The organism is Cupriavidus sp. 8B (genome assembly GCF_054589115.1).
Window position 1 is genome coordinate 16,099 of the sequence record NZ_BAAILO010000234.1, and the last position, 19,451, is coordinate 35,549.

A 19,451-nucleotide genomic window follows, 5' to 3' on the forward strand; every position below is an offset into this window, starting at 1 on the left:
CAGGACTTTGCCTCCGTATCATTGTTGTTGTACGTTCTGGTGCGGTGCATTGCGATGCTGCATGCATTGTGCGTAGCGCGGCATGGCATCGTCCAATATATTTTTTGGAACAGACTAATTCCAAATTAGAATTACTGGCCCCTTATCCCGACGCGAGACGTTTGATGGAATTGCGAGACCTGCGGATGTTCCTGGCCCTGGCCGAGGAACTGCACTTTGGCCGCGCTGCCGAGCGCCTGCGCATCTCCCAGCCGCCGCTGACCAAGCATATCCAGCAGCTCGAGGCCCAGCTCGGTGTGATGCTGTTCGATCGCAACAAGCGCAGCGTGCGGCTCACGCCGGCCGGCAGCGCGCTGGTCCAGGAAGCGCGGCGGATACTCAGCCAGGCCGAGGTGGCCATGCAGGTGGTGCGGCGCGCCGAGCACGGCGAGACCGGCACCTTGCGCATCGGCTTCGTGGCCGCGGTGATCTACATCGGCATCGAAAAACTCTTCGCGCGGCTGGAGCGCGACCTGGCCGGCGTGGAGACGGTGTGGGAGGAGATGGGCTCGTCCGAGCAGGTCGAGGCCTTGCGCCATGACCGCATCGACCTCGGCTTTGCCCAGGTGCAGACGGGCGCCGCCGAGATGAGCGCGCACCTGGTGGCGCGCACGCCGCTGGTTGCCGCGCTGCCGGCCACGCACCGGCTGGCGGGCAAGCGGCGGGTGGATCCCGCGGAGTTGGTGGAAGAGCCCTTCATCGTGATTCCGCGCGAGAGCGCGCCGGGCTACTTCGACCTGGTCGTCTCCACCTGCCTGCAGTCGGGCTTCAGCCCCAATATCCGGCACTACGCCAGGCACCTGCTGTCCGTGGTGAGCCTGGTGGCGCTGGGGCGGGGCGTATCGTTGGTGCCGCGCACGCTGGGGCGCGCGGCGTTGCCCGGCGTGGTGCTCAAGCCGCTGGCGGGGGCGCCGGCACAGGCGCAGGCGGAGTATTCGGTGATCTGGCATCCCGACAACCAGTCGCCTGTGCTGGCGCGGGCGCTGGGGCTGCTAGGCGTGCCGGCGGGGAAGTAGCGCCGCCCGCCAGCTCAGAGCGCGCCCGTCAGCCTGCGGCGCACAAAGACGATATGCTCGCGCAGCACATAGAACTGGTCGGCGTAGGCGAGCGGCATCTTCATCTTGTTGACCGCGTCTTCGATGTGGTCGAGGCGCTGGGCCAGGGCGGCCTTTTCTTCCTCCGAGGGGTTCACCAGCGCCACGCGCTCGATTTCGATCAAGGCGCCATACCAGCGATAGATGCGGGACTTGACCCGCCACCTGTAGAGCGAGGGCACCAGCCGGAAGGCCGGAATCAGGATCACGATAATCGGCACCAGCACCAGCGCACGGGAGAGCAGGCTCGCCAGCCAGAAGGGCAGGTGGCGGTAGAGGAAGCCCTTGCCCGATGCGTAGTAGCGCGTGGCGTCGTCGCTCAGCGGGAATTCATGCGCGCTGGCCGAGGGAAACTGCCCGGCGTTCTGCAGCAGCCCGGCCTTGCCGTGGACCTCGCGCGCGGCCTCGATCAGCAGGTCGGACAGGGCGGGATGCAGCGAGTCGCGCGCCACCAGTTCCACCGTCGGGCCGATCAGGCGGATCGGGTGCACGGGGAGATTCTTACCCAGATCGAATACGCCGGCGGGCAACACCAGCTCCTGCAGATAGAGGAAGCGCCGCGTATAAGCATCGGCCTGCGCGAAATCCAGCAGGCGGATGCCCGGCATGCGAAACAGCTTGCGCATGATCGGGCCGGTGGCGGAATCGCCGGTCAGCATGGCCACGTCGATCTTGCCGTCGACCAGCGCCTGCGCGGCGTCGTCGCCGTCAAACGCGATGAGCTCGGCGCTGCCGCCGGGCTCGATGCCGTTTTCCTTGAGCAGCGTCAGCGCCAGCGCGCGGGCACCGCTGCCTTCACGGCCGATCGCGATGCGCGACTTGCGGAAGTCGGATAGTTTGTGCTGTTCCTTGCCGCGGTACAGCACCGTGATGGGCGCGTAGAACATGCTGCCCAGCGAGACCAGGCCCTCGGTGTCCACATCGCTGGAGACACCGCCTTGCACCAGCGCCAGGCCAACGTCCTGCTTGCGATCGGCCAGCCGCTGCACGTTCTGGCGGGAGCCTTCCGAGGCCAGCACATTCAGCGTGATGCCATTGCGCGCAAGGATCTTCGCGTACTTCTCGGCGGCGTTGTAGAAGGAGCTGCCCTTGGGGCCCGCGCTGATGGAGATGGTGCTCGGCGGCGCCGGCTGCACCAGCCAGACGGCGAGCCAGATGGCTGCCAGGGCAAAGACCAGCACGGGGCCGAAGGACACGGCCAGGTCGCGCCAGGAAATGGCGACAAAGCGGGCGCGCAGGCGGCGGATATCAGGGAGCGCGTTGGCGGGAGTGGGCTTGTCTGGTGTGGGGTCCGGCGTCATCGGCGCGATTGCGGGGGGATAGGGCCGTTGGATGATAGCACCCGCGGTGTGCCGCATTTTCCACGCGTGCTATCCGGCAATGTCATTGCATCCAGCCGTTTCTCGGAGAGTAGTCGCGCCCCCGGCTATCGCCGGTGCGCTCCGCGCCGTTCATCTGCCCGCGATCGCCAGAGCGATGGTCGTTGTTCCATTCGTTGTACGGACGGCTGTCATGCCGGTCTGCACCGCGATACCCACCGTCCCCACCGGACCGGCCTTCGCCACCGGGTACCCACAAGCACCCCGTTTGGGTGAGCGCGAGCGCAGCAGCGCAAATAATGAGACGAGTTCGCATGACATGCTCCTATCGATACCACGCCGCAGGCGTGATGCGCTGCAACGGTCATTCGCAGTGTTTCATGCCCACCGGAAACCCGGCATGACGTCACTGTGTTCCTCAACGCTCACGCCGCCCAGCTCATTGATCATGAGTTTGACGGAATCCCTCGCGTCCTTGGCGCAGCTTGCGACCAGCAGCATTTCGCCTTGCGCAAGCCGCGCGCGTTCCCGGGCGACCTTGCCTCGCCGGATGTGTGCGCCAAGCCGGCCCGCGAGCCACCCGCCGAACAAGCCGCCGAGGGACCCGCTGGCCACGCAGGCCAGCACACTGGCAAAGGTGCCGGCTGAGGTGCCAAGATGCAAAGTTGCAATGACGGCCAGCGCGGCTCCGCATAAAACGCCCGCTATCGTCCATTCCTCGCGATACGTTGTTTGGCTGGCCGCGGCACGGGGCAACCCTTCCATGGGCTGGTCGTCGCGCTGGATAAACCAGGGGCCGCCGATATGCACTGGGGCAACAGGCAACGCAAGCAATGTCGATTGAATGCTTCTAGCGGCAGCGATGCCGCTAAGCCGGAAAACCAGAACGCTGCGCATGATGTCACCTCGGTAGCCGTAGCGTTGCCCTGGCCACGCGGCGAGGGCCCGCGATGCGGGGCCGCTACGAGTCGAGAGTGGCACGGATTCGCAGGCAAGTCGGTACGATGGCGGACGCGGAAGCTGGCGGGTCGCGCCATGAAAAAAAAGCCCTCGGCCCGAAGGCCGAGGGCATGAAAGGAATTGCGTTCAGCGTTGGCTTGCGTTTGCCGCCATCGCCGGTCGGCTGCACGACCTCTGCCCGGTCGCAGCCGCGTCTACTGCCTGGCAGTCTCCTGCTCTTCTGTGACTTGTGATACCCGTTCCCCATTGCCCAGGATCATCAGGGCGCTGTCATCCATTTCTGGAGACGGCTCTACCAGCTCAAGAACCGGGATCTTCGGGAACAACACCACGACCAGCTCTCTGACGAACTTGTGCGATTCGAACGGCCCGAAGCGGTAGACGGCTTTCCCGTTGACTTCCGCGAAGTACCATCCACCGATCATGTCGGGATAGACGATCACACTGTGACCATTACCTTGGACTTGCATGTGCCCTCCAAATCGTTTCCCCTGCCAAGTGGGTTGAGCGCCACTAATTACCGCATGCCCCAAGGGGAGGGAGAGGCATACATTGGCTGTGATGCGGCCTTGCGACCCTATGGCATCTGGCCGATCGACATCTGAGGGCATCTTAGGCGGGCGCCTACGGCAAGTCGGTACGCTAGCGTGCAAGCAGGGTTCTCTTTTTATGGGGCGGGGCAAGGGGCGAGCGCTCGCTACCCGGGTTTGGTGGCTTCGATAAGCGCGTCATGCGGCTGGTTTACACTGTGGCTCAGATAGCGGTCCTGACCCTCATTTGCCATGGCAGCTGCCGGCAAGAGGCAGGTCCTGAACCTACGAGGCACACCCATGCAGACGCAGGAAGACGCGAGAGCCAACCATCTGTTGGCGGTGTTGCCGGAAGAGGAATGGGCGCGCCTGGCGCCGCTGCTGGTGCTGGTGGATTTGCCGCTGGGGCAGGTGATCTACGAGTCTGGCGACCGGCTCAATCATGTGTATTTTCCAACCACGTCGATCATATCGTTGCTCTACGTGATGGAAAACGGTGCATCGGCCGAGATCGCCATCGTCGGCAACGAAGGCATGGTCGGGATTGCGCTGTTCATGGGGGGCGAAACCACGCCGAGCCGCGCCATCGTGCAAAGCGCCGGCACCGCCTATCGGCTTGACAGCGCCGCGATGAAGGCGGAATTCAATCGCGCCGGCCCCATGCAGCGGCTATTGCTGCGCTATACGCAGGCGCTGATCACGCAAATGGCGCAGACCGCTGTGTGCAACCGGCATCATTCCATCGAACAGCAGCTTTGCCGCTGGCTGTTGCTCAGCATGGACCGCTTGCCAAGCAACAAATTGAAGATGACGCAGGAGCTGATCGCCAACATGCTCGGCGTACGACGATCGGGCGTGACGGAGGCGGCGCTGAAACTGCAGAATGCCAGCCTGATTCGCTACCACCACGGTCATATCGAAGTGCTCGACCGGCCAGGGCTGGAGCAGCGCGTGTGCGAATGCTATGCCGTGGTGAAGCGCGAGTGCGATCGCCTGCTGCCCGACCTGCGGGCGATCTGAGCGAGGATCAGCCCGCCTTGCCGGCTTCGTCTGCCAGGATCGAAATCAGCTCCGGCACCGTCGGCTGCGGCCGCGGGGTGTGGCTGGCGCGCTCGTAGGTATCCCGCACCGCCTCCGCCGTGGCCCGCGCGGCGCCGAGCTCCTGCGCCATCGTGGTGTAGTAGCCCATGTCCTTGAGCGCGTTGGCAATCGAGAAGCGGAAGCCGGACTTGTCCTGCGACTCGATGTAGGGGCGCAGGCGGTTGAGGATCACGCCGTCTCCGCCGCCCTTGGCCAGCACCTCCACCAGCACGGCCGGGTCTACGTCGGAGCGTTCGGCGCAGGCGGCGGCCTCCGCCAGCACGGCTGAGAAGCCCAGCGAGACAAAATTGTGCAGCAGCTTGAGCCTGTGGCCCGAGCCGGCGGGCCCGGCGTGCACGATGTTTTCCGCGAAGCAGGCCAGCAATGGCCGGCATTGCTCGAACAAGGCGCGGTCGCCGCCGACGATCAGGTTGAGGCGGCCTTCCGCGGCTTCCTTGGGCGTGCGCGTCATGGGCGCGTCGAGGAAGCGTCCGCCGGCCTTGGCCACCGCCGCGGCGATGCGCTCCGTGGAGGAGGGGATGGCGGTGGAGCAGTCGATCACCACGGCGCCCTGGCGCAAGCCGGCAAGCACGCCGTCCGGGCGGAACAGCACATCCTCCACTTCCGGCGTGCCTGTGACGCACAGGATCACGATATCGACCGCGCGCGCTAGCTCGGCCGGCGTGGCGGCCGTGGTGGCGCCGGCGGCCAGCAGGTTGTCGACCGGCTGGTTGCCGGGATGGTCGAGCAGCACCAGCGGGTGGCCGTGCTTGGCGATGTTGGTGGCGATGCCATGGCCCATCATGCCAATGCCGATCATGCCGATTGTTTTCATGTCGTCTCCGTTCTTGTGTTTTTTTCCGCGGTGCGATTATCTGAGCGCGGGTGCGTGGCTCAGCCGCGCTTGCCGCCAAGGCCGCCGGCGCAGATGTACTTGATTTCCAGGTAGTCCTCGATGCCGTACTTGGAGCCCTCGCGGCCAACGCCGGATTCCTTTACGCCGCCAAACGGGCCACCTCGGTGGAGATGATGCCTTCGTTCAGGGGTTTCGCCGTTGGCGGCGTCCACCCACTGGCCGTTGAGGTGGCATTGCTGGCGCAACAGCGAGGTGCGTGTGATCTTCATCAGGTGGAACTCCCGGCGGGCGCGCGCCGTATCGAAGGGGAAAGAACGGCCAGTCAGGCCAGCAGGTTGGTTGGCACCTCGCCACGGCCCAGCGCTTCCAGGCCGTCGATCAGCAGCCAGCCCATGGCGTCGCGGGTCTCGAACGTGGCGCTGCCGATGTGCGGGGTGAGGAAGACGTTGTCGAGCGTGCGGTAGCGGGGATCGAGCTTGGGCTCGTTGGCAAAGACGTCGAGCCCGGCGGCGAATACCTGGCCGCTTTGCAGCGCTTCGATCAGCGCGCCATCGTCTACCAGGTCGCCGCGCGAGATGTTGATGACCACGGCCCGGGCCGGCAGCAGGGCCAGGCGGCGGCGATCGAACACGCCCTTGAGCTGGGGCGTGCCGGGCGCGGCGATCATCAGGATATCGGCGTTGCCCAGCAGGCTTTCCAGGGTGTCATGGTAGACGGCGCCGTCTTCCAGTTCCGGCGCCAGGCGGCTGCGGTTGTGATAATGGATCCTCAGGCCGAAGCCGCGCGCGCGGGTGGCGATGGCGCGGCCGATCCGGCCCATGCCGAAGATGCCGAGGCGGCGCCCGACCAGGCCCTTGCCCAGCAGTTGCGTGGGCGCCCAGCCCGGCCACTGGCCGCTGCGCACCATGCGGTCGGCCTCGAAGCCACGGCGGCAGGCGTTGAGCAGCAGCAGGAGCGCGATCTCGGCGCAGGCGTCGCTGAGCACGTCGGGCGTGTGCAGCACGCGGATGCCGAGCTTGCGGGCCGCGGCCAGGTCGATGTGGTCATGCCCGACCGAGAGCGTGGCGATGGTATGCAGGGTGGGGCGCAGCGCGCGCATCAGGCTGGCGTCGACGATCTCGGTGGCCGTCACGAAGACCACGTTGGCCCCTTCGGCCTGCTCCGCGATTTGCGCTGGCGCCAGGATCGCGTCATCGGCGTTCAGGCACAGCGCGTAGCGCCTGCCGAGTTCAGCCTCCACCGCCGGGGTGAAACGCCGGCACAGGTAAGCCTGTTCGGTGAGGATGGCGGAGGTTGTACTCATTGCTGCTGGCAGCATGCTCTTTGCGTCTCCTTTGGCCTCGACTGGCAGACCTTGCCGGCTTGCTACGGCGCTTGCAGGGCCCGTTCCGTGGGCGTTAAGTTGTATTACAAATTTATACTATGAGTTTGTCAAGCAAATTTGTTCGCAGTGCTATGATCGCCATCAGACGAGTCTCATCACCAACTTCAGAACATCCTGCATCCCAAGTATGGAGCCCGAATGCGCACAGACACCGTGAAGAACGCGGCAGCGCCGAAAAAGCCGGCTGGCGAGCTGACCCTGGCGGATCGCATCACCGAGCTGCTGGCGGGGCAGATTCGCAAAGGCACCTATCCGGTCAATGCACGCCTGCCCACCGAGAAGTTCATGACCGAAGCATACGGCGTGAGCCGTACCGTGGTGCGTGAAGCAATCTCCCGGCTGAAATCCGAAGGCCTGGTTGAAACCCGGCAGGGCAGCGGCACCGTGGTGCTGGACCCCAAGACCAGCGAAGCCTTCCGGCTCGGGCCCAGCGATGACAACCCCGCGCGGGGCGTGCTCCGCATCATCGAGTTGCGCCGCGGCATCGAGGCCGAGATGGCCGCGCTGGCGGCGGAGCGCCGCAGCGGGGCCGAGATGACGCAGATCCGCCGCGCGCTGAAGGCGATCGACCGGGCCGTTGCCGCGGGCGGCGACGGCGTGGAGGAGGACCTGGAATTCCATATGGCCGTGTCCCGCGCCACCGGCAATCCGCATTACACCGAGTTGCTCGGCCTGCTCACGCGCGCGCTGCAGGATGCCATCCGCGTCACGCGTGGCAACGAGGCGCGGCGCACCGACCTGGCCGCGCAGGTACGCGCTGAGCACGAAGCCATGTGCGCGGCCATCCAGGCGCGCGACCCGGAGGCGGCGCGCAAGGCCGCCTTCTTGCACATGAAGAATACAGCGGACCGCATCGGCGAAGCCGACCAGAGCTTCTGGACCGGCAACAGCCGCGAAGCCGCGCAGCGCCTGGCGCGCGCGGGCCTGGGCGAAGTGCTGCGCCGGCCTTCCGCACGGCGTTGACGCAAGCCGGCCGCGCACCACGCGCGTCAGGCTTTTGGCGGCGGCGCAAAGGCGGCAGTCTGCCCCGGCTTGCGCAGCATCTTGTCGACCTCCCCGGCATGCAGTTCCTCGATCTGGATCATCTGGCGCGCGAACTCCTCCAGTGCCACGGAGCGGTCCTCCACCAGCGTCAGCAACTGGCGATACAGTGCGAGGGCAGCGTTTTCCGCTTCCAGCGATTCACGCAGCATGGCGGCGGTATCGAAAGTGTGGCTGTCGAGCAGCTTGCCGATGGCCAGCGACGGATACGCGCCTAGCGTGGTAATCCATTCCCCCGCCTGCTGGGCATGCAGCAGTGATTCATTGGCCTGCTCGCGCAGCCAGGAAACGATCGGGATGCGGCCGAAGCCGAACACGAGCAACGAGTAATGGGTATAGCGGACCACCCCCGCAAGCTCGGCTTCGAGGATCCGGTTCAGCACGCTAACCACTTGTTCCTTTTCGATCTCAGCCATGGCACGTTCCCTCCGATGGGTTGGCGTTGCTACGTCATTGGCGGGTCGCAATCATCATGGAGTCCGGCCCGGTGAGCGGTTCCACCCGCGCCTGCGCAAAGCCCACTTGCCTGGCCCACGCGCAACACTGCGCCCCGGTGTAATCAAAGCCGCCCGGGGTTTCGATCAGCATGTTCAGGCTCATCAGCAAGCCAAACACGTTCTGCCTGCGCGCGTCGTCGATCATCGCGTCGTAGACGATCAGGCGTCCGCCGGCGGGCAGCGCCGCGTGGCACTTTTCCAGCAGGTAGAGCTTCTGCTCGAGATCCCAGTCGTGCAGGATATGGCCCATCACAAGCACGTCTGCCTGCGGGCAGGGGTCGCTGAAGAAATCGCCGGCATAAAAGCGCAACCGATCCTGCAGGCCGTGCGAGGCAATGTATTCCTCGAAGACCGGGCCAACCGCCGGCAGGTCGAAGCCGCCACCGCGCAGGTGCGGGTGGGCCAGCGCGATCTGTACCGGCAGGGCGCCTTGCGCTGTGCCGATGTCGACAAAGGTCTGGCACTCCGCCCAAGGGAATTTGCGCGCCATCGCCTGGGCGGCGGCCAGGCTGACGCCGGTCATGGCCTGCAGGAAGCCGCGCAGGCCTTGTTCGTCCCGATAGATCGCGGCAAAGAGGTCGCCGTGCTCGTCGGCCCCGCTCTGGGGCAGCCCGGAGCACAGCGAGTCGGTCAGCCGTCCCCAGCTTGGGTACAGGCGCGCATTGGCCATCTCCAGCAGGCCGCCTACGTAGCTGGGCTTTGCCTTGTCCAGGAAGAGGTCAGTGTCGGGCGTGTTGCTGTACCGGCTGGGCGTCTCGGCGTCTTCGCGCTCGAGCAGGTGCAGGGCCACCAGCGCATCGAGGAAATCTACCGCGCCGCGTGGATGCAGGCCAAGGTCTGCGGCCAGGGCACCAGCTGGTTGCGGCGCTTTCGCCAGATGCGTGAACACACCAAGCTCGACCGCGCTGAGCAGGGTCTTGGCGGCCCAGAAGCCCATCCCGAGCTGCAACACCCGCTCTGGCGTCAGGTCCGGCACCTGCCACGGGCTGGCGGGTGTGGCGTCGCGGGCGATGTCTTTTCCGTTCTGCATAAGTCACCTCGTCGCCGCCGCCGGCGCGTACCTCGATACCCGGGCGCCGGGGCATAGGGAAGGATGCTGGTAACTCTAGATGCCGGAAGAGGCGAAATCCAGCCGATTCTGGCGGCATTGCGCCAATTTACAAGGCCCGGTAAGGCGCACACGCGGCGCGCGGCGCCAATCCCCTATGCCCTGGCCCGTGGTCTCCGTGCGCAGTCCCGCCAGGCGTTGCTCCACCGTGCTTTCGGCAATTGTCGCCGGTATCCGGTACGGAATTTGCGCCCGTCTTCCCATACGCTTGAAGGGTGCTCCCGCATCCTTCGTGGAACCAGCATGGAGACGGCAATGGGCAATTGGACAGACGAATACGGCCGGGAACGGTACGTGCGCGGCAACCGCGATGAACTCGGCGATGACGACCCCGCGTACGTTGCAAGCAACACATACGGCACCCGCAACGAGCACCGGGCCGGCGCCATGCGCGAGCGGCAGCTCGCAGGCGAGCGCAGCCGGCCCGCCTGGTTCTCGGGCGATCGCGGCGACGATAGCTGGCGCCGCGGCGAAGAAGAGATCGCGCGCTATGAGTCGCGCTATCCGCAAGCCCGGTTCCGGGGGCCCGGCGCAGCCGCCGGATCGCGACGGCCTTGGGGGCAGGAGAGTGGCAACGAGCGAGCCGGCGAAGGCTACGGCGTGGCCGGCGCATCTGCCTCCAACGAGGCAGACGGCGCGCCCGGCGGGCGCGGCTATGTCAGCGGCTATTCCAGCGGCTATGCGGATGGATACCGCGCGGCCCAGCAGGGGCTGGCTCGCGGCAATCCCGGACTCCCGAACGCGGAGCGCGGCGACTACGCTCGCGGCCGTCGCACGGGTCCCAAGGGCTACATGCGCTCCGATGAACGCATTCGCGAGGATGTCTGCGACCGCCTTGCCACGGATCACGAACTGGATGTCAGCGAAGTGAGCGTGTCGGTGAGCAGCGGCGTGGTCACCCTGGAAGGCACGGTGACCCAGCGGCACGTGAAATACGCGATCGAGGATGTCGCCGATGACGTGTATGGCGTCTCGGAGGTGATCAACCAGATCCGCGTGCGCCCCTACGGCGTGCTGGCGTCGGAGTAACCGCACCGAGCAGTCCCATGTCCCCGCCAGCGATGGCAGTCAGCGGCGCCCCAAGCGAGCGCCGCTGGTGCGGCCTACGGGGCCGCGGCCAGCCGCCGCCCGCGACACAGGTGGGTGACAAGCAGCGCAAGGCCCAGCAGGCATCCCAGGCACGAGGCAAAGGCGCTGCCGTAGCCATGCGCTGCGCCGGCGCCTTCCAGCCGCGCGTAGAACAGGTTCCCGACCAGCGCTACGCCAACCGAATTGCCTACCTGCTGCACCGTGGCGAGCACGCCGGCGGCCACGCCTGCATGGTGTTGCGCCGTCCCCGCCAGCACGGCGCAGGCCAGCGGCGCCATCACCATGCCGATGCCCGCGCCCTCTACCAACAGCAGGATCAGCAACACTGCCAGCGAGCCGGTGCTTTGCGCCTGCCATGGCAGCAGCGTGTTCGCCAGTTGCAGCCAGTGGCCCGCCGCCAGCAGCATGGCGCCATAAGCGATGGATGAGCGCCCCAGGCGGGCGGTGATGCGCGGCGCGGCCAGTGAAGTGGCAAAGAAGCCCAGCGCCAGCATCGTGAACGCGCCGCCGCCTTGCAGCGGGCTCAGGCCAAGGCCGTCTTGCAGGTAGAGGGCCAGCACGAAGTAGAACGAGGCATTGCCGGCGTAGAAGGCTACCGTCACGGCCAGGCCGCGCGCAAAGCCCGGTGCGGCGAACAGCGCCGGGCTGACCAGCGGCTGCCCGCCGCGCGCATGCAGCCGGCGCTGATGCCAGGCGAACATGGCGATCAACACGGGCGCCATGGCCAGCGTAAGCAGTGCGGCCGGCGGCCAGCCTTGCTGCCTGCCTTCCACCAGTGGCCACACCAGCGCGCCCAGTGCCGCCGCCAACAGCGCCATGCCGGGCACGTCCGGCTTGCTGCCCCTGGTGGCCGGCGACGCGCGCAACACGCGTGGCGCCAGCGGCAGGGCAATCAATGCCACCGGCACGTTGATCAGGAAGCAAGTGCGCCAGCCCAGCCCGCCCAGATCGGCCCGGATCAGCCCGCCGCCCACCAGCTGGCCCAGCAGCGCTGCCAGGCCCAGCGTGAGACCGTACGCGGCGAAGGCCCGCGCGCGCGCCGGGCCGGTGTAGGTGAGCGAGAGCATGGCCAGCACCTGCGGCTGGAGCAGCGCGCCCGCCAGGCCCTGCGCCACGCGCGCCGCTACCAGCACGGGCGCGGACGGGGCAAGCCCGCAAGCGGCGGAAGCAAGCGCGAACAGCAACAGGCCCAGCATGAACATGCGGCGCCGCCCAAGCATGTCGCCCAGCCGCCCGCCGGTGATCAGCCCGGCGGCATTGGCCAGGCCATAGCCCGCCACCACGAACTGCAGCGCGCCGGCGCTGGCGTGCAACTCGCGCTGGATGGCCGGCAGAGCCACGTTCACGATAAAGAAGTCCATCACCACCATGAAGGTGCCGCTCAGCATCACCAGCAGGGCCAGGCGGTCCATGGCGGTCGGGGACGATGCGGCGACGTGGTGCGGGACAGGAGCGCTCTCGGCGCGGTCCAGGCTCGAGGAGGTCATGGCAGGAGTCCTTGGCAAAGGGGCTTTAGCCGAGTTCGCGCACGAACGCCAGGATGTCCGCGCCAAGCCGCTGCGCATGCGTGAACGGCAGGCCGTGCGGCGCGCCAGCGTAGACGGTGAGGCGGGCGTCGGGCAGCAGGGCCGCCGTGCGCTCGGCGGTCAGCGCAATCGGGCAGGAGGCATCGTTGTCGCCGTGGACCAGCAGGGCGGGTACCTTGATCGCCGGCAGCTCCGCGCGGAAATCCGCGTGGGTGTTGGCGTGGTTGCAGCCCAGCAGCGCCTGCAGCGAAGTCTGCAGCGCCATGGCGCGCACCCACTCAAGCCGCGGCGCCGAGCACAGCCCGCCGCCGAACGGCGCGAGGTTGTTCTCCACCCAGAGCGGGAAGTCGTCCGCCAGCTCGGCCGCCACTTGCGCCAGCAACGCGGGATCGATGCCGTCCGGGTTGTCCTCGCTGCACGGCACGCACGGCGTGGTGCAGCCCACCAGCACGATGCCGGCGACGCGGGTCGCGCCGTGGCGCGACAGGTAGCGCACGATCTCTCCCGCAGCCATCGAATGGCCGACCAGCGTCACGCGCCGCAGGCCAAGCGCGTCGATGACGTCCGCGAGATCGTCGGCCAGCGTATCGAAGTCATAGCCGCGCCCCGGATCGCTGGAACGGCCATGCCCCCGGCGATCGTAGGCGATGCAGCGCATGCCGGCAGCATGCAGCGCCCGCATCTGCCCGCTCCAGGCGTCCGATGGCAGCGCCCAGCTGGCCGCGAACAGCACCACCTGCGCCGCCGCATTGCCGTCGTGCCAGTCGCGCACAAACAGGGACACACCGTCACGGGTCAGCACATGGCCGGGCTGCGCGGGATGGCGCTCAGCGGGGTTTGCCGCGCCGGGATGGCGCAGGGACGGGGCGGAAAGTGTAACGGTGGCGGCAGGCATGACGGGCAGCTCCGGTGGCGGTTACCTGGCGACTCCAGGCAAGCTCAGTGTCGGAGCTGGGAGGCTGCGAGCCAATTACCAGGTAGGTAATCAAGACGCTTTTGACGCTGTTCTGCCGCGCGCGGATCGGGTCATCGCACGGCCTTCGCACGATGTAACCGCATTAAGATTTCGTAACCCCTTGGCTCGCAGGGCTTCGCTAGACTCGATCGCATGACCTCAACCATGAGGGCTTCAGGAGCTTTGAATGCAGAAGAACAAGTTGATCACGAGCTTGTTGCTGGCGGCGTGTACGCTCACGTCGATTGCGGGTTACGCACAGGACAGGGGGCCCGGTGGCGACTATCGCGGCGGGCCTCCCATGGAGCGGGATCACGGATATGGCCCTGACAGGGACCGCGGGCCTGGCGGCCCCGGCCATGACGACCGGGGCAGAGGCCAGGGGGATCATCGCCATGACGACCGGGGCAGGGGCGAGGGGGATCGCGGCCCCGACTACGACCGGCGCGCCGATCGCCCCGGTCCTGGCCGCTGGCAGAAGGGCGAAAGGGTGCCACCGGAATACCGTCAGCGCCAGTATGTCGTCGATAACTGGCGGGACTACAGGCTGTCGCCTCCGCCGCGCGGCTACAACTGGGTTGGCGTGGGTGGAGACTATCTGCTGGTCGCCATCGGCACGGGCCTGGTTTTCAATGTGATTACCGCCCGGTGATCTAGAACCTGGTGCGGGGCAACGCCGCTTGATTCGGTAGCGTTACCCGCACCGGCGCTTTGCCAGATTCCCCCGCTTATCTCCCGTTACCTTCCGTTACCGCCGGCGATGCCCCACCGCCCGCGGCGTCCCGCTTCGTATCGCTTCCTCGAGCAAGTCCGCGAGCGCCCGCGTCCGGTGTTCCGCGATCTGCTGCGCCGTGGCCCGTGCGCCAGGCATCCCCGCATCCGCGAGCGCATCGGCACTCAACTCCTTCGTGACTTCGCCGCGACGGACCGGATCGACCTGTGGTTTCGAGTTCTGGAGCATGGGGTTCGAGGCCTGCGGTTGCTGTTTCAGGCCGGATTGTGCACCACATCTGACATGTTGGGATCCCCGCTTGGTGGGGTAATCGTGAAGGATGATTGACGGCGGAAAAGCGCCTGCGCCGGCGCCCGGCGATCCACCATCGGGATGACATGAATGAGGGCCACGAGCTTTTCTGGCGGGGCCGTTCCGCACAAGGCCCAGGTTTCGGCGTATGCCGCTGTCTTGAACGCTATTGCATGCGCCCGGCAAGGCAAAAAAATGCCCGCCGTGAAAACGGAGGGCATGAAGAAGTGACATTGGGCGAGACGCTTTTTCCCGCCCGCACGCAGTGTCTCACCGTGGGAGGCGGGCATCTGCCCCAAGAGCGAGGGGATTATGCTCCATCACTCACTTGACATGGATCAACATGCAAAGCTAGGAAATGTGATTCATGCTCCCTGCGTGGCAGCGGCCTGCCTACTGCTCGCGCGGGACAAACCGCCAGCCGCCGGCTTCGAGCGCAAAGGCAATGCCGGAGACGCGCTGGTCGGGCTTGCTGGCGGTGGCGACAACGGCGGCGCAGCGTACGTTGCCGCTATCGCGGCTCAGGTGGCACTCGTCGAGTTGCTTGACCGCCAGCGACGTGGCCATTGCCGTCAGTTCCGCGACTTCTTCCGCGCCAGTCTGGGTCTTCAATTGCCCACGGGCAAATTCGCGCATCGAGGCGGTGGCCTGCTCGGCATCCGGGCCGGTGATGGCGGGTTCTTCGCGCCGCGCCAGCACCCAGGGCTCAGGGTTGCCGCCGAAGGCCAGTGCGCGATAACCGTCGCGGCGGCCGGCCTTGACCCCGACGATGCAGACGATCTCGCCGCCGCTGGCGGGCAGGCAACCCTTGACCGTGTGCGCCTTGATAGACGCCATGATCCCTGCCACATACGGCGAGCGCGCACGCTCGGCCGCGGCCGGGTCGGTCTGCTCCAGTTGCTTCAGGCGCTCGGCCTCCGACTGTTGGATGGCAGCGGTGACCTGCTCGGGCGAGGGGGAGGGCGGGGCCGTGGCTGCGATGACGCCGGCGCTGGCGGCAGCCAGGCAGACACAGAGGATTGCAGCTTGGTTAGGGAAGCGGGAAATGTGCATGGATAGGGAGCAACGGCCGGACAAGAAGGGCGGGCAGTTTAGCATCCAGGCCGGCATTCATGAGCAGCAAAGGCCTCTTGGGCAGGGCGCTCGCTTTCCCTTTTCCGTTGCGGTGATCGCGCCCAGCCCCAGCCACCGGCATGAAAAAGCCCGCCGATCGGCGGGTTGGGCGGCCTCACCAGGCCTTGCGGGGTCCAAGCGACTTAGCTAGCTTTTTCTTTCTTCTGGTGATGGACGATCCGGTCCCACCAGTAATGGAAGGGATGGGCGTGTTCCGGATAGAGCACCGACTTATGAAAAAAGCCTGCGCGAATGATGAAGGCATAAAGCAGGACGATTACCCCGAGGAAGATCATGGAGGCGATCATGGCGGTTCCCTTTCATGGTGGCCATGATTCATTGTAGGCGTCGCGCGCCACGAGTGCTGCGCGCGAGCGTGCTAGCGTGCACGTCAGGGGCATGGGATTGGCATCAACCTGCCGGAAACCGCCTTCCCGGCGTTCCCCTCGCGCTGCCAGCTACATTGCCGGCCAGGTCGTGCATATCAACGGCGGAGAAATCGTGAATGGCTGAGGGCGCACGCGCCTTGCAGGCGGGGATGGCAGGGCCAGCAGGGCGGTAAGAATGTCAAGGACGCGGCGCGTCGTACGCGCGAGCGGGGGATGGGTTGCGCAGCAGATCATGCACGATCCGCACCACGTCATCGGGATGACAGGGTTTGGCACAGTAGCGGACTGTGGCGTTGGGAATCGTCGGCTCCGGCTTGCTGCTGGTCGAAATCACGATGGGCGTATCGCTAAGGGAGCGTTCGCGCAGCAGCAGCGTGCACAGCATCGCGCCATCGGCATGCGGCATGATCCAGTCCGTCACCACCACGCTCGGATGCACGCGCTGGGCGAGCGCAAACGCGCTGAATCCGTCCAACGCCCTCTCCACGGCATAGCCTTCGCGCTCCAGCGCATAGGCCAGCGCATCCGCCACGCCCGGTTCGTCGTCAACCACGAGAATTGTATGTACGCGACTCTGCACGGGATCTGCCTATGATGGAAACGGCTCCGGCATGGAAACTCGCCTTGATGGCTTTACCGCACGCAAGGGCCGGGCCAGAGGTGGAAAACCCGCGGCATGGCCGCACGCTGGCGTTGTGCCCGCATCGGCATCGTTCTTGCGGACTGCAGCGCATGCCTGCCGCATGCCTGCCAATCGCCGCACCGAGACGGAAAACCGCCCATGCCAGTCATTCAGAGCGATATCCCCGCCCGCCTGGACCGCCTGCCGTGGTCGCGCTGGCACTGGCGGGTGGTGATCGCGCTGGGGGTGGCGTGGGTGCTCGACGGGCTGGAGGTGACGCTGGTGGGCTCGCTGGGTGGCGTGCTCGAGCGCCCGGATGGCTTGGGGCTCAATGCGGCGCAGGTAGGGTGGCTAGGGTCGCTGTACGTGGCTGGCGCGGTATTGGGCGCGCTGGTGTTCGGCCGCCTTGCGGACCGCCTTGGGCGCAAGACCTTGTTCCTGGTGACGCTGGCGGTGTACATGGCGGCCACATTGGCCACCGCATTTTCCACGGGCTTTGTCTTCTTCGCGTTGTGCCGCTTCCTGACGGGCCTTGGCATCGGCGGCGAGTACGCGGCCATCAACTCGGCCATCGATGAGCTGATCCCGGCGCGCGTGCGCGGGCGCGTCAACCTGGCCATCAACGGCAGCTTCTGGTTGGGCGCCGCGCTTGGCGCGGGCCTGAGCCTGGTGCTGCTGGATCCGCGCGTGCTGGGCCCGGCCCTGGGCTGGCGCGCGGCGTTCCTGCTCGGCGCGCTGCTGGCGGTAGCCATTTTGCTGGTGCGCCGGGACGTGCCCGAGAGCCCGCGCTGGCTGCTGACGCATGGGCGTGGCGAGCAAGCCGGGCGCATCGTCGCCGCCATCGAGGCGCAGGTGGTGGCCCAGTACGGAGCACTGCCGCCGGCCACGGGCACGATCCTGCTTTCGAGGCGCGCGGCGCCCACGCTTGGCGAGGTCGCGCATGTGCTGTTCAAGCGCTACCGGCTGCGCAGCGCGGTGGCCCTGGCGCTGATGGTCTCGCAAGCGTTTTTCTATAACGCGATCTTCTTTACCTATGCGCTGGTGCTCACGCGCTTTCACGGCGTGCCCGACAACCGCGTGGGGCTGTACATCTTCCCCTTTGCGCTGGGCAATGTGCTGGGGCCGTTGCTGCTGGGGCCACTGTTCGACCACGTGGGGCGCCGCCGCATGATCGGGCTTACCTATGTGCTCTCCGGCGTGGGCCTGGCCCTGACCGGGTGGGCCTTCGAGCAGGGCTGGCTTGACGCGCGCAGCCAGGCGCTGTGTTGGTCGGCGGTGTTTTTCCTGGCCTCCGCGGCGGCCAGTTCCGCTTACCTGACGGTCAGCGAGGTCTTTCCCATCGAGACGCGCGCCCTCGCCATTTCCGTGTTCTATGCAGTGGGGACGGGTACCGGGGGCTTTATCGGGCCGCTGTTGTTCGGCGCGCTGATCGAGAGCGGCAGCCGCACCGCGGTGGCTGGCGGCTACGGCATTGGCGCGGCGCTGGTGATCGCCGCGGGCTTGTTTGCCCTGCGCTATGCGGTCAATGCGGAAAAGCGCCCGCTCGAAGAGATTGCGCCGCCGCTGTCGGTGCGCGACTAGCGTGGCTTGCGTGCCACGCCTGCGCTGCCGTATGCGCGGCTCTGGACTGGTAACGATTACCACCGTGCGTGTCATTGCTGCAAAGCGTCATCGAGATGGCGCCTACCGCCGCAGCCCCGGGCGAGTGGCCAGATGCGGCTCAAACCGGCGCCACGCGCAGCCTGTCAATGTTTGCCTGCGCTGCCCCGGGACCCGCATGGCAGTGTGATCTTGCGGCTTTGTCGGGCGTCGTCCGACTGGCACGTGTCTCGCTTGAACCCGTCAAGCGTTCAGCTTCGGGCAACGCGCTGTGCTGTGTTCAATCCAGCGCCTTCGGGCGTCCAAGGAGGTATCCATGAAACATCATCTCGCCAAGACCTTGCTGCTGGTCGGCGCTGCGGCCGTGTCCTTCGCCACGCTGGCGCAGACCGCGCCGGGCGCGCGCGACCCGTACACGCAAGGCGCGGATGCGCCCGGCGCGCGGGACCCCTACACGCAGGGTGCCGCCACCAACACTGGCCCAGGCGTCACGGACCCGAATGCGGGTGGGGCGCGCGCGCCGGACAAGTTCGACCCCTACACGCAGGGCGCCAATCAGTCGACCCGCCAGGACCTCGCGCCGGCGCAACCGGAGCCCATGCCGGGTTCGCCCGCGTACATGGACAGGTCGCGCTGGCTTGGCCCGAGCCTGGGCACGCGTACCGGCATGCGCAACCCGTTCCTGGACGGCGCTTGAGCGCCGGCTGCGGCTGGCGTGACTGCCCTGCCCGGGCCGGCGCGCCGGCAACACGGGCGAGGGTCCAGGCTGCTCAGACCGGATCCTTCCTGCGGAATGCGGCCTGCGCGGTGGCGATGAGACGGCCTTGGCTGTCGGTGATCTCGGCGTTGGAGAAAAACACCCGGCGCCCACCACCCACGCGCCGGCCCACCACAAGCAGCCGCTCCACATGCGCGGACGAGACATAGTTGACGTTCAGCGAGATGGTCGTGGCGGCGCGGCGCACGCCATTCTCCGGAAACAGGCCGGCGTAGCCGCCCGCCGCGTCCAGGAGCGTGGCCAGGATGCCGCCTTGCACCACGCCCGTGTTGTTGACGTGCGCAGCCTGCGGCATCAGCGACATGCGCACCAGGTCCGGCTGCCAGTCCACGATGGTGACATTCAGCGATTCGAGAAAGGGGTTCTCCAGCGCATAAGGCTGGCTTGCGGGGGTGTTGTCAGGCATGGCTGGCGAAGGACGGTGCCGGCGAGTTGGAATGGCCGTCAT

22 protein-coding genes and 1 pseudogene are annotated in these 19,451 nt (G+C 66.7%); 7 read left to right on the forward strand and 16 right to left on the reverse strand.

What is annotated here, in order from left to right; genetic code table 11:
- Nucleotides 1-164: 164 nt before the first annotated feature.
- Nucleotides 165-1,055: a LysR substrate-binding domain-containing protein gene (locus tag ACYP5B_RS22305; RefSeq protein ID WP_318234111.1), complete on the forward strand. Its 891-nt coding sequence runs from the start codon at nt 165-167 to the stop codon at nt 1,053-1,055.
- A gap of 14 nt (nt 1,056-1,069) precedes the next feature.
- On the opposite strand, the gene ACYP5B_RS22310 is transcribed toward ACYP5B_RS22305, so the two are convergent.
- The 3 genes from ACYP5B_RS22310 to ACYP5B_RS22320 form a co-directional block, all read right to left on the reverse strand.
- Complete coding sequence (locus ACYP5B_RS22310; protein ID WP_459571129.1) at nt 1,070-2,434, reverse strand: TAXI family TRAP transporter solute-binding subunit; 1,365 nt, start codon at nt 2,432-2,434, stop codon at nt 1,070-1,072.
- 396 nt (nt 2,435-2,830) lie between these two features.
- A complete protein-coding gene (locus tag ACYP5B_RS22315; RefSeq protein ID WP_459571130.1) occupies nt 2,831-3,349 on the reverse strand; it encodes a hypothetical protein in 519 nt (172 codons plus the stop codon).
- A 257-nt stretch (nt 3,350-3,606) separates the two neighbouring features.
- On the reverse strand, nt 3,607-3,882 hold the full coding sequence (locus tag ACYP5B_RS22320; RefSeq protein WP_400096077.1) for a hypothetical protein: 276 nt from the start codon (nt 3,880-3,882) through the stop codon (nt 3,607-3,609).
- Between the two features lie 360 nt (nt 3,883-4,242).
- Here ACYP5B_RS22320 and ACYP5B_RS22325 point away from each other — a divergent pair, with 360 nt between their 5' ends.
- Nucleotides 4,243-4,962, forward strand: coding sequence for a Crp/Fnr family transcriptional regulator (locus tag ACYP5B_RS22325; RefSeq protein WP_318234115.1), 720 nt, complete (start codon nt 4,243-4,245; stop codon nt 4,960-4,962).
- A gap of 7 nt (nt 4,963-4,969) precedes the next feature.
- Here the strand turns inward: ACYP5B_RS22325 and ACYP5B_RS22330 are convergent, their stop codons facing one another.
- The 3 genes and pseudogenes from ACYP5B_RS22330 to ACYP5B_RS22340 form a co-directional block, all read right to left on the reverse strand.
- Nucleotides 4,970-5,857, reverse strand: a complete 888-nt coding sequence (locus ACYP5B_RS22330; RefSeq protein ID WP_400096076.1) for an NAD(P)-dependent oxidoreductase — start codon at nt 5,855-5,857, stop codon at nt 4,970-4,972.
- Nucleotides 5,858-5,916: 59 nt separating this feature from the next.
- Nucleotides 5,917-6,065: pseudogene (locus ACYP5B_RS22335) on the reverse strand (aldehyde dehydrogenase family protein); the annotation flags it as partial.
- A gap of 135 nt (nt 6,066-6,200) precedes the next feature.
- Nucleotides 6,201-7,181: a 2-hydroxyacid dehydrogenase gene (locus ACYP5B_RS22340; RefSeq protein ID WP_459571131.1), complete on the reverse strand. Its 981-nt coding sequence runs from the start codon at nt 7,179-7,181 to the stop codon at nt 6,201-6,203.
- A gap of 219 nt (nt 7,182-7,400) precedes the next feature.
- Here ACYP5B_RS22340 and ACYP5B_RS22345 point away from each other — a divergent pair, with 219 nt between their 5' ends.
- Nucleotides 7,401-8,225, forward strand: coding sequence for a FadR/GntR family transcriptional regulator (locus ACYP5B_RS22345; protein ID WP_459571132.1), 825 nt, complete (start codon nt 7,401-7,403; stop codon nt 8,223-8,225).
- A 26-nt stretch (nt 8,226-8,251) separates the two neighbouring features.
- On the opposite strand, the gene ACYP5B_RS22350 is transcribed toward ACYP5B_RS22345, so the two are convergent.
- Together ACYP5B_RS22350 and ACYP5B_RS22355 are read right to left on the reverse strand one after the other, a co-directional pair.
- Entirely contained in the window at nt 8,252-8,719 is a 468-nt protein-coding gene (locus ACYP5B_RS22350; RefSeq protein WP_318234119.1) for a ferritin-like domain-containing protein, read from the reverse strand.
- Between the two features lie 34 nt (nt 8,720-8,753).
- Nucleotides 8,754-9,830 carry a methyltransferase gene (locus ACYP5B_RS22355; RefSeq protein WP_459571133.1) on the reverse strand — a complete coding sequence of 359 codons (1,077 nt, stop codon included), beginning with the start codon at nt 9,828-9,830 and terminating at the stop codon, nt 8,754-8,756.
- Nucleotides 9,831-10,163: 333 nt separating this feature from the next.
- On the opposite strand from ACYP5B_RS22355, the gene ACYP5B_RS22360 reads away from it, so the two are divergent.
- Nucleotides 10,164-10,937, forward strand: coding sequence for a BON domain-containing protein (locus tag ACYP5B_RS22360; protein WP_400096072.1), 774 nt, complete (start codon nt 10,164-10,166; stop codon nt 10,935-10,937).
- Between the two features lie 74 nt (nt 10,938-11,011).
- Here ACYP5B_RS22360 and ACYP5B_RS22365 read toward each other — a convergent pair whose 3' ends face one another.
- Both ACYP5B_RS22365 and ACYP5B_RS22370 read right to left on the reverse strand, forming a co-directional pair.
- Complete coding sequence (locus tag ACYP5B_RS22365) at nt 11,012-12,484, reverse strand: MFS transporter (RefSeq protein WP_459571134.1); 1,473 nt, start codon at nt 12,482-12,484, stop codon at nt 11,012-11,014.
- Between the two features lie 25 nt (nt 12,485-12,509).
- The gene (locus ACYP5B_RS22370) at nt 12,510-13,418 is read right to left on the reverse strand and encodes an alpha/beta fold hydrolase (protein ID WP_400096070.1); all 909 of its coding nucleotides are present in this window, start codon (nt 13,416-13,418) and stop codon (nt 12,510-12,512) included.
- Between the two features lie 247 nt (nt 13,419-13,665).
- Between ACYP5B_RS22370 and ACYP5B_RS22375 the strand changes: the two genes are divergently transcribed.
- A complete protein-coding gene (locus tag ACYP5B_RS22375) occupies nt 13,666-14,130 on the forward strand; it encodes an RcnB family protein (protein ID WP_459571135.1) in 465 nt (154 codons plus the stop codon).
- Between the two features lie 96 nt (nt 14,131-14,226).
- Here the strand turns inward: ACYP5B_RS22375 and ACYP5B_RS22380 are convergent, their stop codons facing one another.
- The 5 genes from ACYP5B_RS22380 to ACYP5B_RS22400 all read right to left on the reverse strand — a co-directional run bounded on the left by ACYP5B_RS22380 (nt 14,227) and on the right by ACYP5B_RS22400 (nt 16,557).
- Nucleotides 14,227-14,439, reverse strand: a complete 213-nt coding sequence (locus ACYP5B_RS22380) for a hypothetical protein (RefSeq protein ID WP_400096068.1) — start codon at nt 14,437-14,439, stop codon at nt 14,227-14,229.
- Nucleotides 14,440-14,465: 26 nt separating this feature from the next.
- Nucleotides 14,466-14,792: a hypothetical protein gene (locus ACYP5B_RS22385; protein ID WP_459571136.1), complete on the reverse strand. Its 327-nt coding sequence runs from the start codon at nt 14,790-14,792 to the stop codon at nt 14,466-14,468.
- A gap of 103 nt (nt 14,793-14,895) precedes the next feature.
- Nucleotides 14,896-15,555, reverse strand: coding sequence for a hypothetical protein (locus ACYP5B_RS22390; protein WP_400096066.1), 660 nt, complete (start codon nt 15,553-15,555; stop codon nt 14,896-14,898).
- 203 nt (nt 15,556-15,758) lie between these two features.
- The gene (locus ACYP5B_RS22395) at nt 15,759-15,923 is read right to left on the reverse strand and encodes a hypothetical protein (protein ID WP_318234126.1); all 165 of its coding nucleotides are present in this window, start codon (nt 15,921-15,923) and stop codon (nt 15,759-15,761) included.
- Between the two features lie 259 nt (nt 15,924-16,182).
- A complete protein-coding gene (locus tag ACYP5B_RS22400; protein WP_400096065.1) occupies nt 16,183-16,557 on the reverse strand; it encodes a response regulator transcription factor in 375 nt (124 codons plus the stop codon).
- A 228-nt stretch (nt 16,558-16,785) separates the two neighbouring features.
- On the opposite strand from ACYP5B_RS22400, the gene ACYP5B_RS22405 reads away from it, so the two are divergent.
- Nucleotides 16,786-18,207: an MFS transporter gene (locus ACYP5B_RS22405; protein WP_459571137.1), complete on the forward strand. Its 1,422-nt coding sequence runs from the start codon at nt 16,786-16,788 to the stop codon at nt 18,205-18,207.
- Between the two features lie 334 nt (nt 18,208-18,541).
- Nucleotides 18,542-18,922 carry a hypothetical protein gene (locus ACYP5B_RS22410; protein WP_459571138.1) on the forward strand — a complete coding sequence of 127 codons (381 nt, stop codon included), beginning with the start codon at nt 18,542-18,544 and terminating at the stop codon, nt 18,920-18,922.
- 73 nt (nt 18,923-18,995) lie between these two features.
- Here the strand turns inward: ACYP5B_RS22410 and ACYP5B_RS22415 are convergent, their stop codons facing one another.
- On the reverse strand, nt 18,996-19,409 hold the full coding sequence (locus ACYP5B_RS22415; protein WP_400096062.1) for a PaaI family thioesterase: 414 nt from the start codon (nt 19,407-19,409) through the stop codon (nt 18,996-18,998).
- Nucleotides 19,410-19,451 lie beyond the last annotated feature (42 nt).

Bases quoted from the DNA above. Each gene is read 5' to 3' on its own strand.
- ACYP5B_RS22305 (WP_318234111.1), top strand. From the start codon at position 165: ATGGAATTGCGAGACCTGCGGATGTTCCTGGCCCTGGCCGAGGAACTG.
- ACYP5B_RS22310 (WP_459571129.1), bottom strand. From the start codon at position 2,434: ATGACGCCGGACCCCACACCAGACAAGCCCACTCCCGCCAACGCGCTC.
- ACYP5B_RS22315 (WP_459571130.1), bottom strand. From the start codon at position 3,349: ATGCGCAGCGTTCTGGTTTTCCGGCTTAGCGGCATCGCTGCCGCTAGA.
- ACYP5B_RS22320 (WP_400096077.1), bottom strand. From the start codon at position 3,882: ATGCAAGTCCAAGGTAATGGTCACAGTGTGATCGTCTATCCCGACATG.
- ACYP5B_RS22325 (WP_318234115.1), top strand. From the start codon at position 4,243: ATGCAGACGCAGGAAGACGCGAGAGCCAACCATCTGTTGGCGGTGTTG.
- ACYP5B_RS22330 (WP_400096076.1), bottom strand. From the start codon at position 5,857: ATGAAAACAATCGGCATGATCGGCATTGGCATGATGGGCCATGGCATC.
- ACYP5B_RS22340 (WP_459571131.1), bottom strand. From the start codon at position 7,181: ATGAGTACAACCTCCGCCATCCTCACCGAACAGGCTTACCTGTGCCGG.
- ACYP5B_RS22345 (WP_459571132.1), top strand. From the start codon at position 7,401: ATGCGCACAGACACCGTGAAGAACGCGGCAGCGCCGAAAAAGCCGGCT.
- ACYP5B_RS22350 (WP_318234119.1), bottom strand. From the start codon at position 8,719: ATGGCTGAGATCGAAAAGGAACAAGTGGTTAGCGTGCTGAACCGGATC.
- ACYP5B_RS22355 (WP_459571133.1), bottom strand. From the start codon at position 9,830: ATGCAGAACGGAAAAGACATCGCCCGCGACGCCACACCCGCCAGCCCG.
- ACYP5B_RS22360 (WP_400096072.1), top strand. From the start codon at position 10,164: ATGGGCAATTGGACAGACGAATACGGCCGGGAACGGTACGTGCGCGGC.
- ACYP5B_RS22365 (WP_459571134.1), bottom strand. From the start codon at position 12,484: ATGACCTCCTCGAGCCTGGACCGCGCCGAGAGCGCTCCTGTCCCGCAC.
- ACYP5B_RS22370 (WP_400096070.1), bottom strand. From the start codon at position 13,418: ATGCCTGCCGCCACCGTTACACTTTCCGCCCCGTCCCTGCGCCATCCC.
- ACYP5B_RS22375 (WP_459571135.1), top strand. From the start codon at position 13,666: ATGCAGAAGAACAAGTTGATCACGAGCTTGTTGCTGGCGGCGTGTACG.
- ACYP5B_RS22380 (WP_400096068.1), bottom strand. From the start codon at position 14,439: ATGCTCCAGAACTCGAAACCACAGGTCGATCCGGTCCGTCGCGGCGAA.
- ACYP5B_RS22385 (WP_459571136.1), bottom strand. From the start codon at position 14,792: ATGCCCGCCTCCCACGGTGAGACACTGCGTGCGGGCGGGAAAAAGCGT.
- ACYP5B_RS22390 (WP_400096066.1), bottom strand. From the start codon at position 15,555: ATGCACATTTCCCGCTTCCCTAACCAAGCTGCAATCCTCTGTGTCTGC.
- ACYP5B_RS22395 (WP_318234126.1), bottom strand. From the start codon at position 15,923: ATGATCGCCTCCATGATCTTCCTCGGGGTAATCGTCCTGCTTTATGCC.
- ACYP5B_RS22405 (WP_459571137.1), top strand. From the start codon at position 16,786: ATGCCAGTCATTCAGAGCGATATCCCCGCCCGCCTGGACCGCCTGCCG.
- ACYP5B_RS22410 (WP_459571138.1), top strand. From the start codon at position 18,542: ATGAAACATCATCTCGCCAAGACCTTGCTGCTGGTCGGCGCTGCGGCC.
- ACYP5B_RS22415 (WP_400096062.1), bottom strand. From the start codon at position 19,409: ATGCCTGACAACACCCCCGCAAGCCAGCCTTATGCGCTGGAGAACCCC.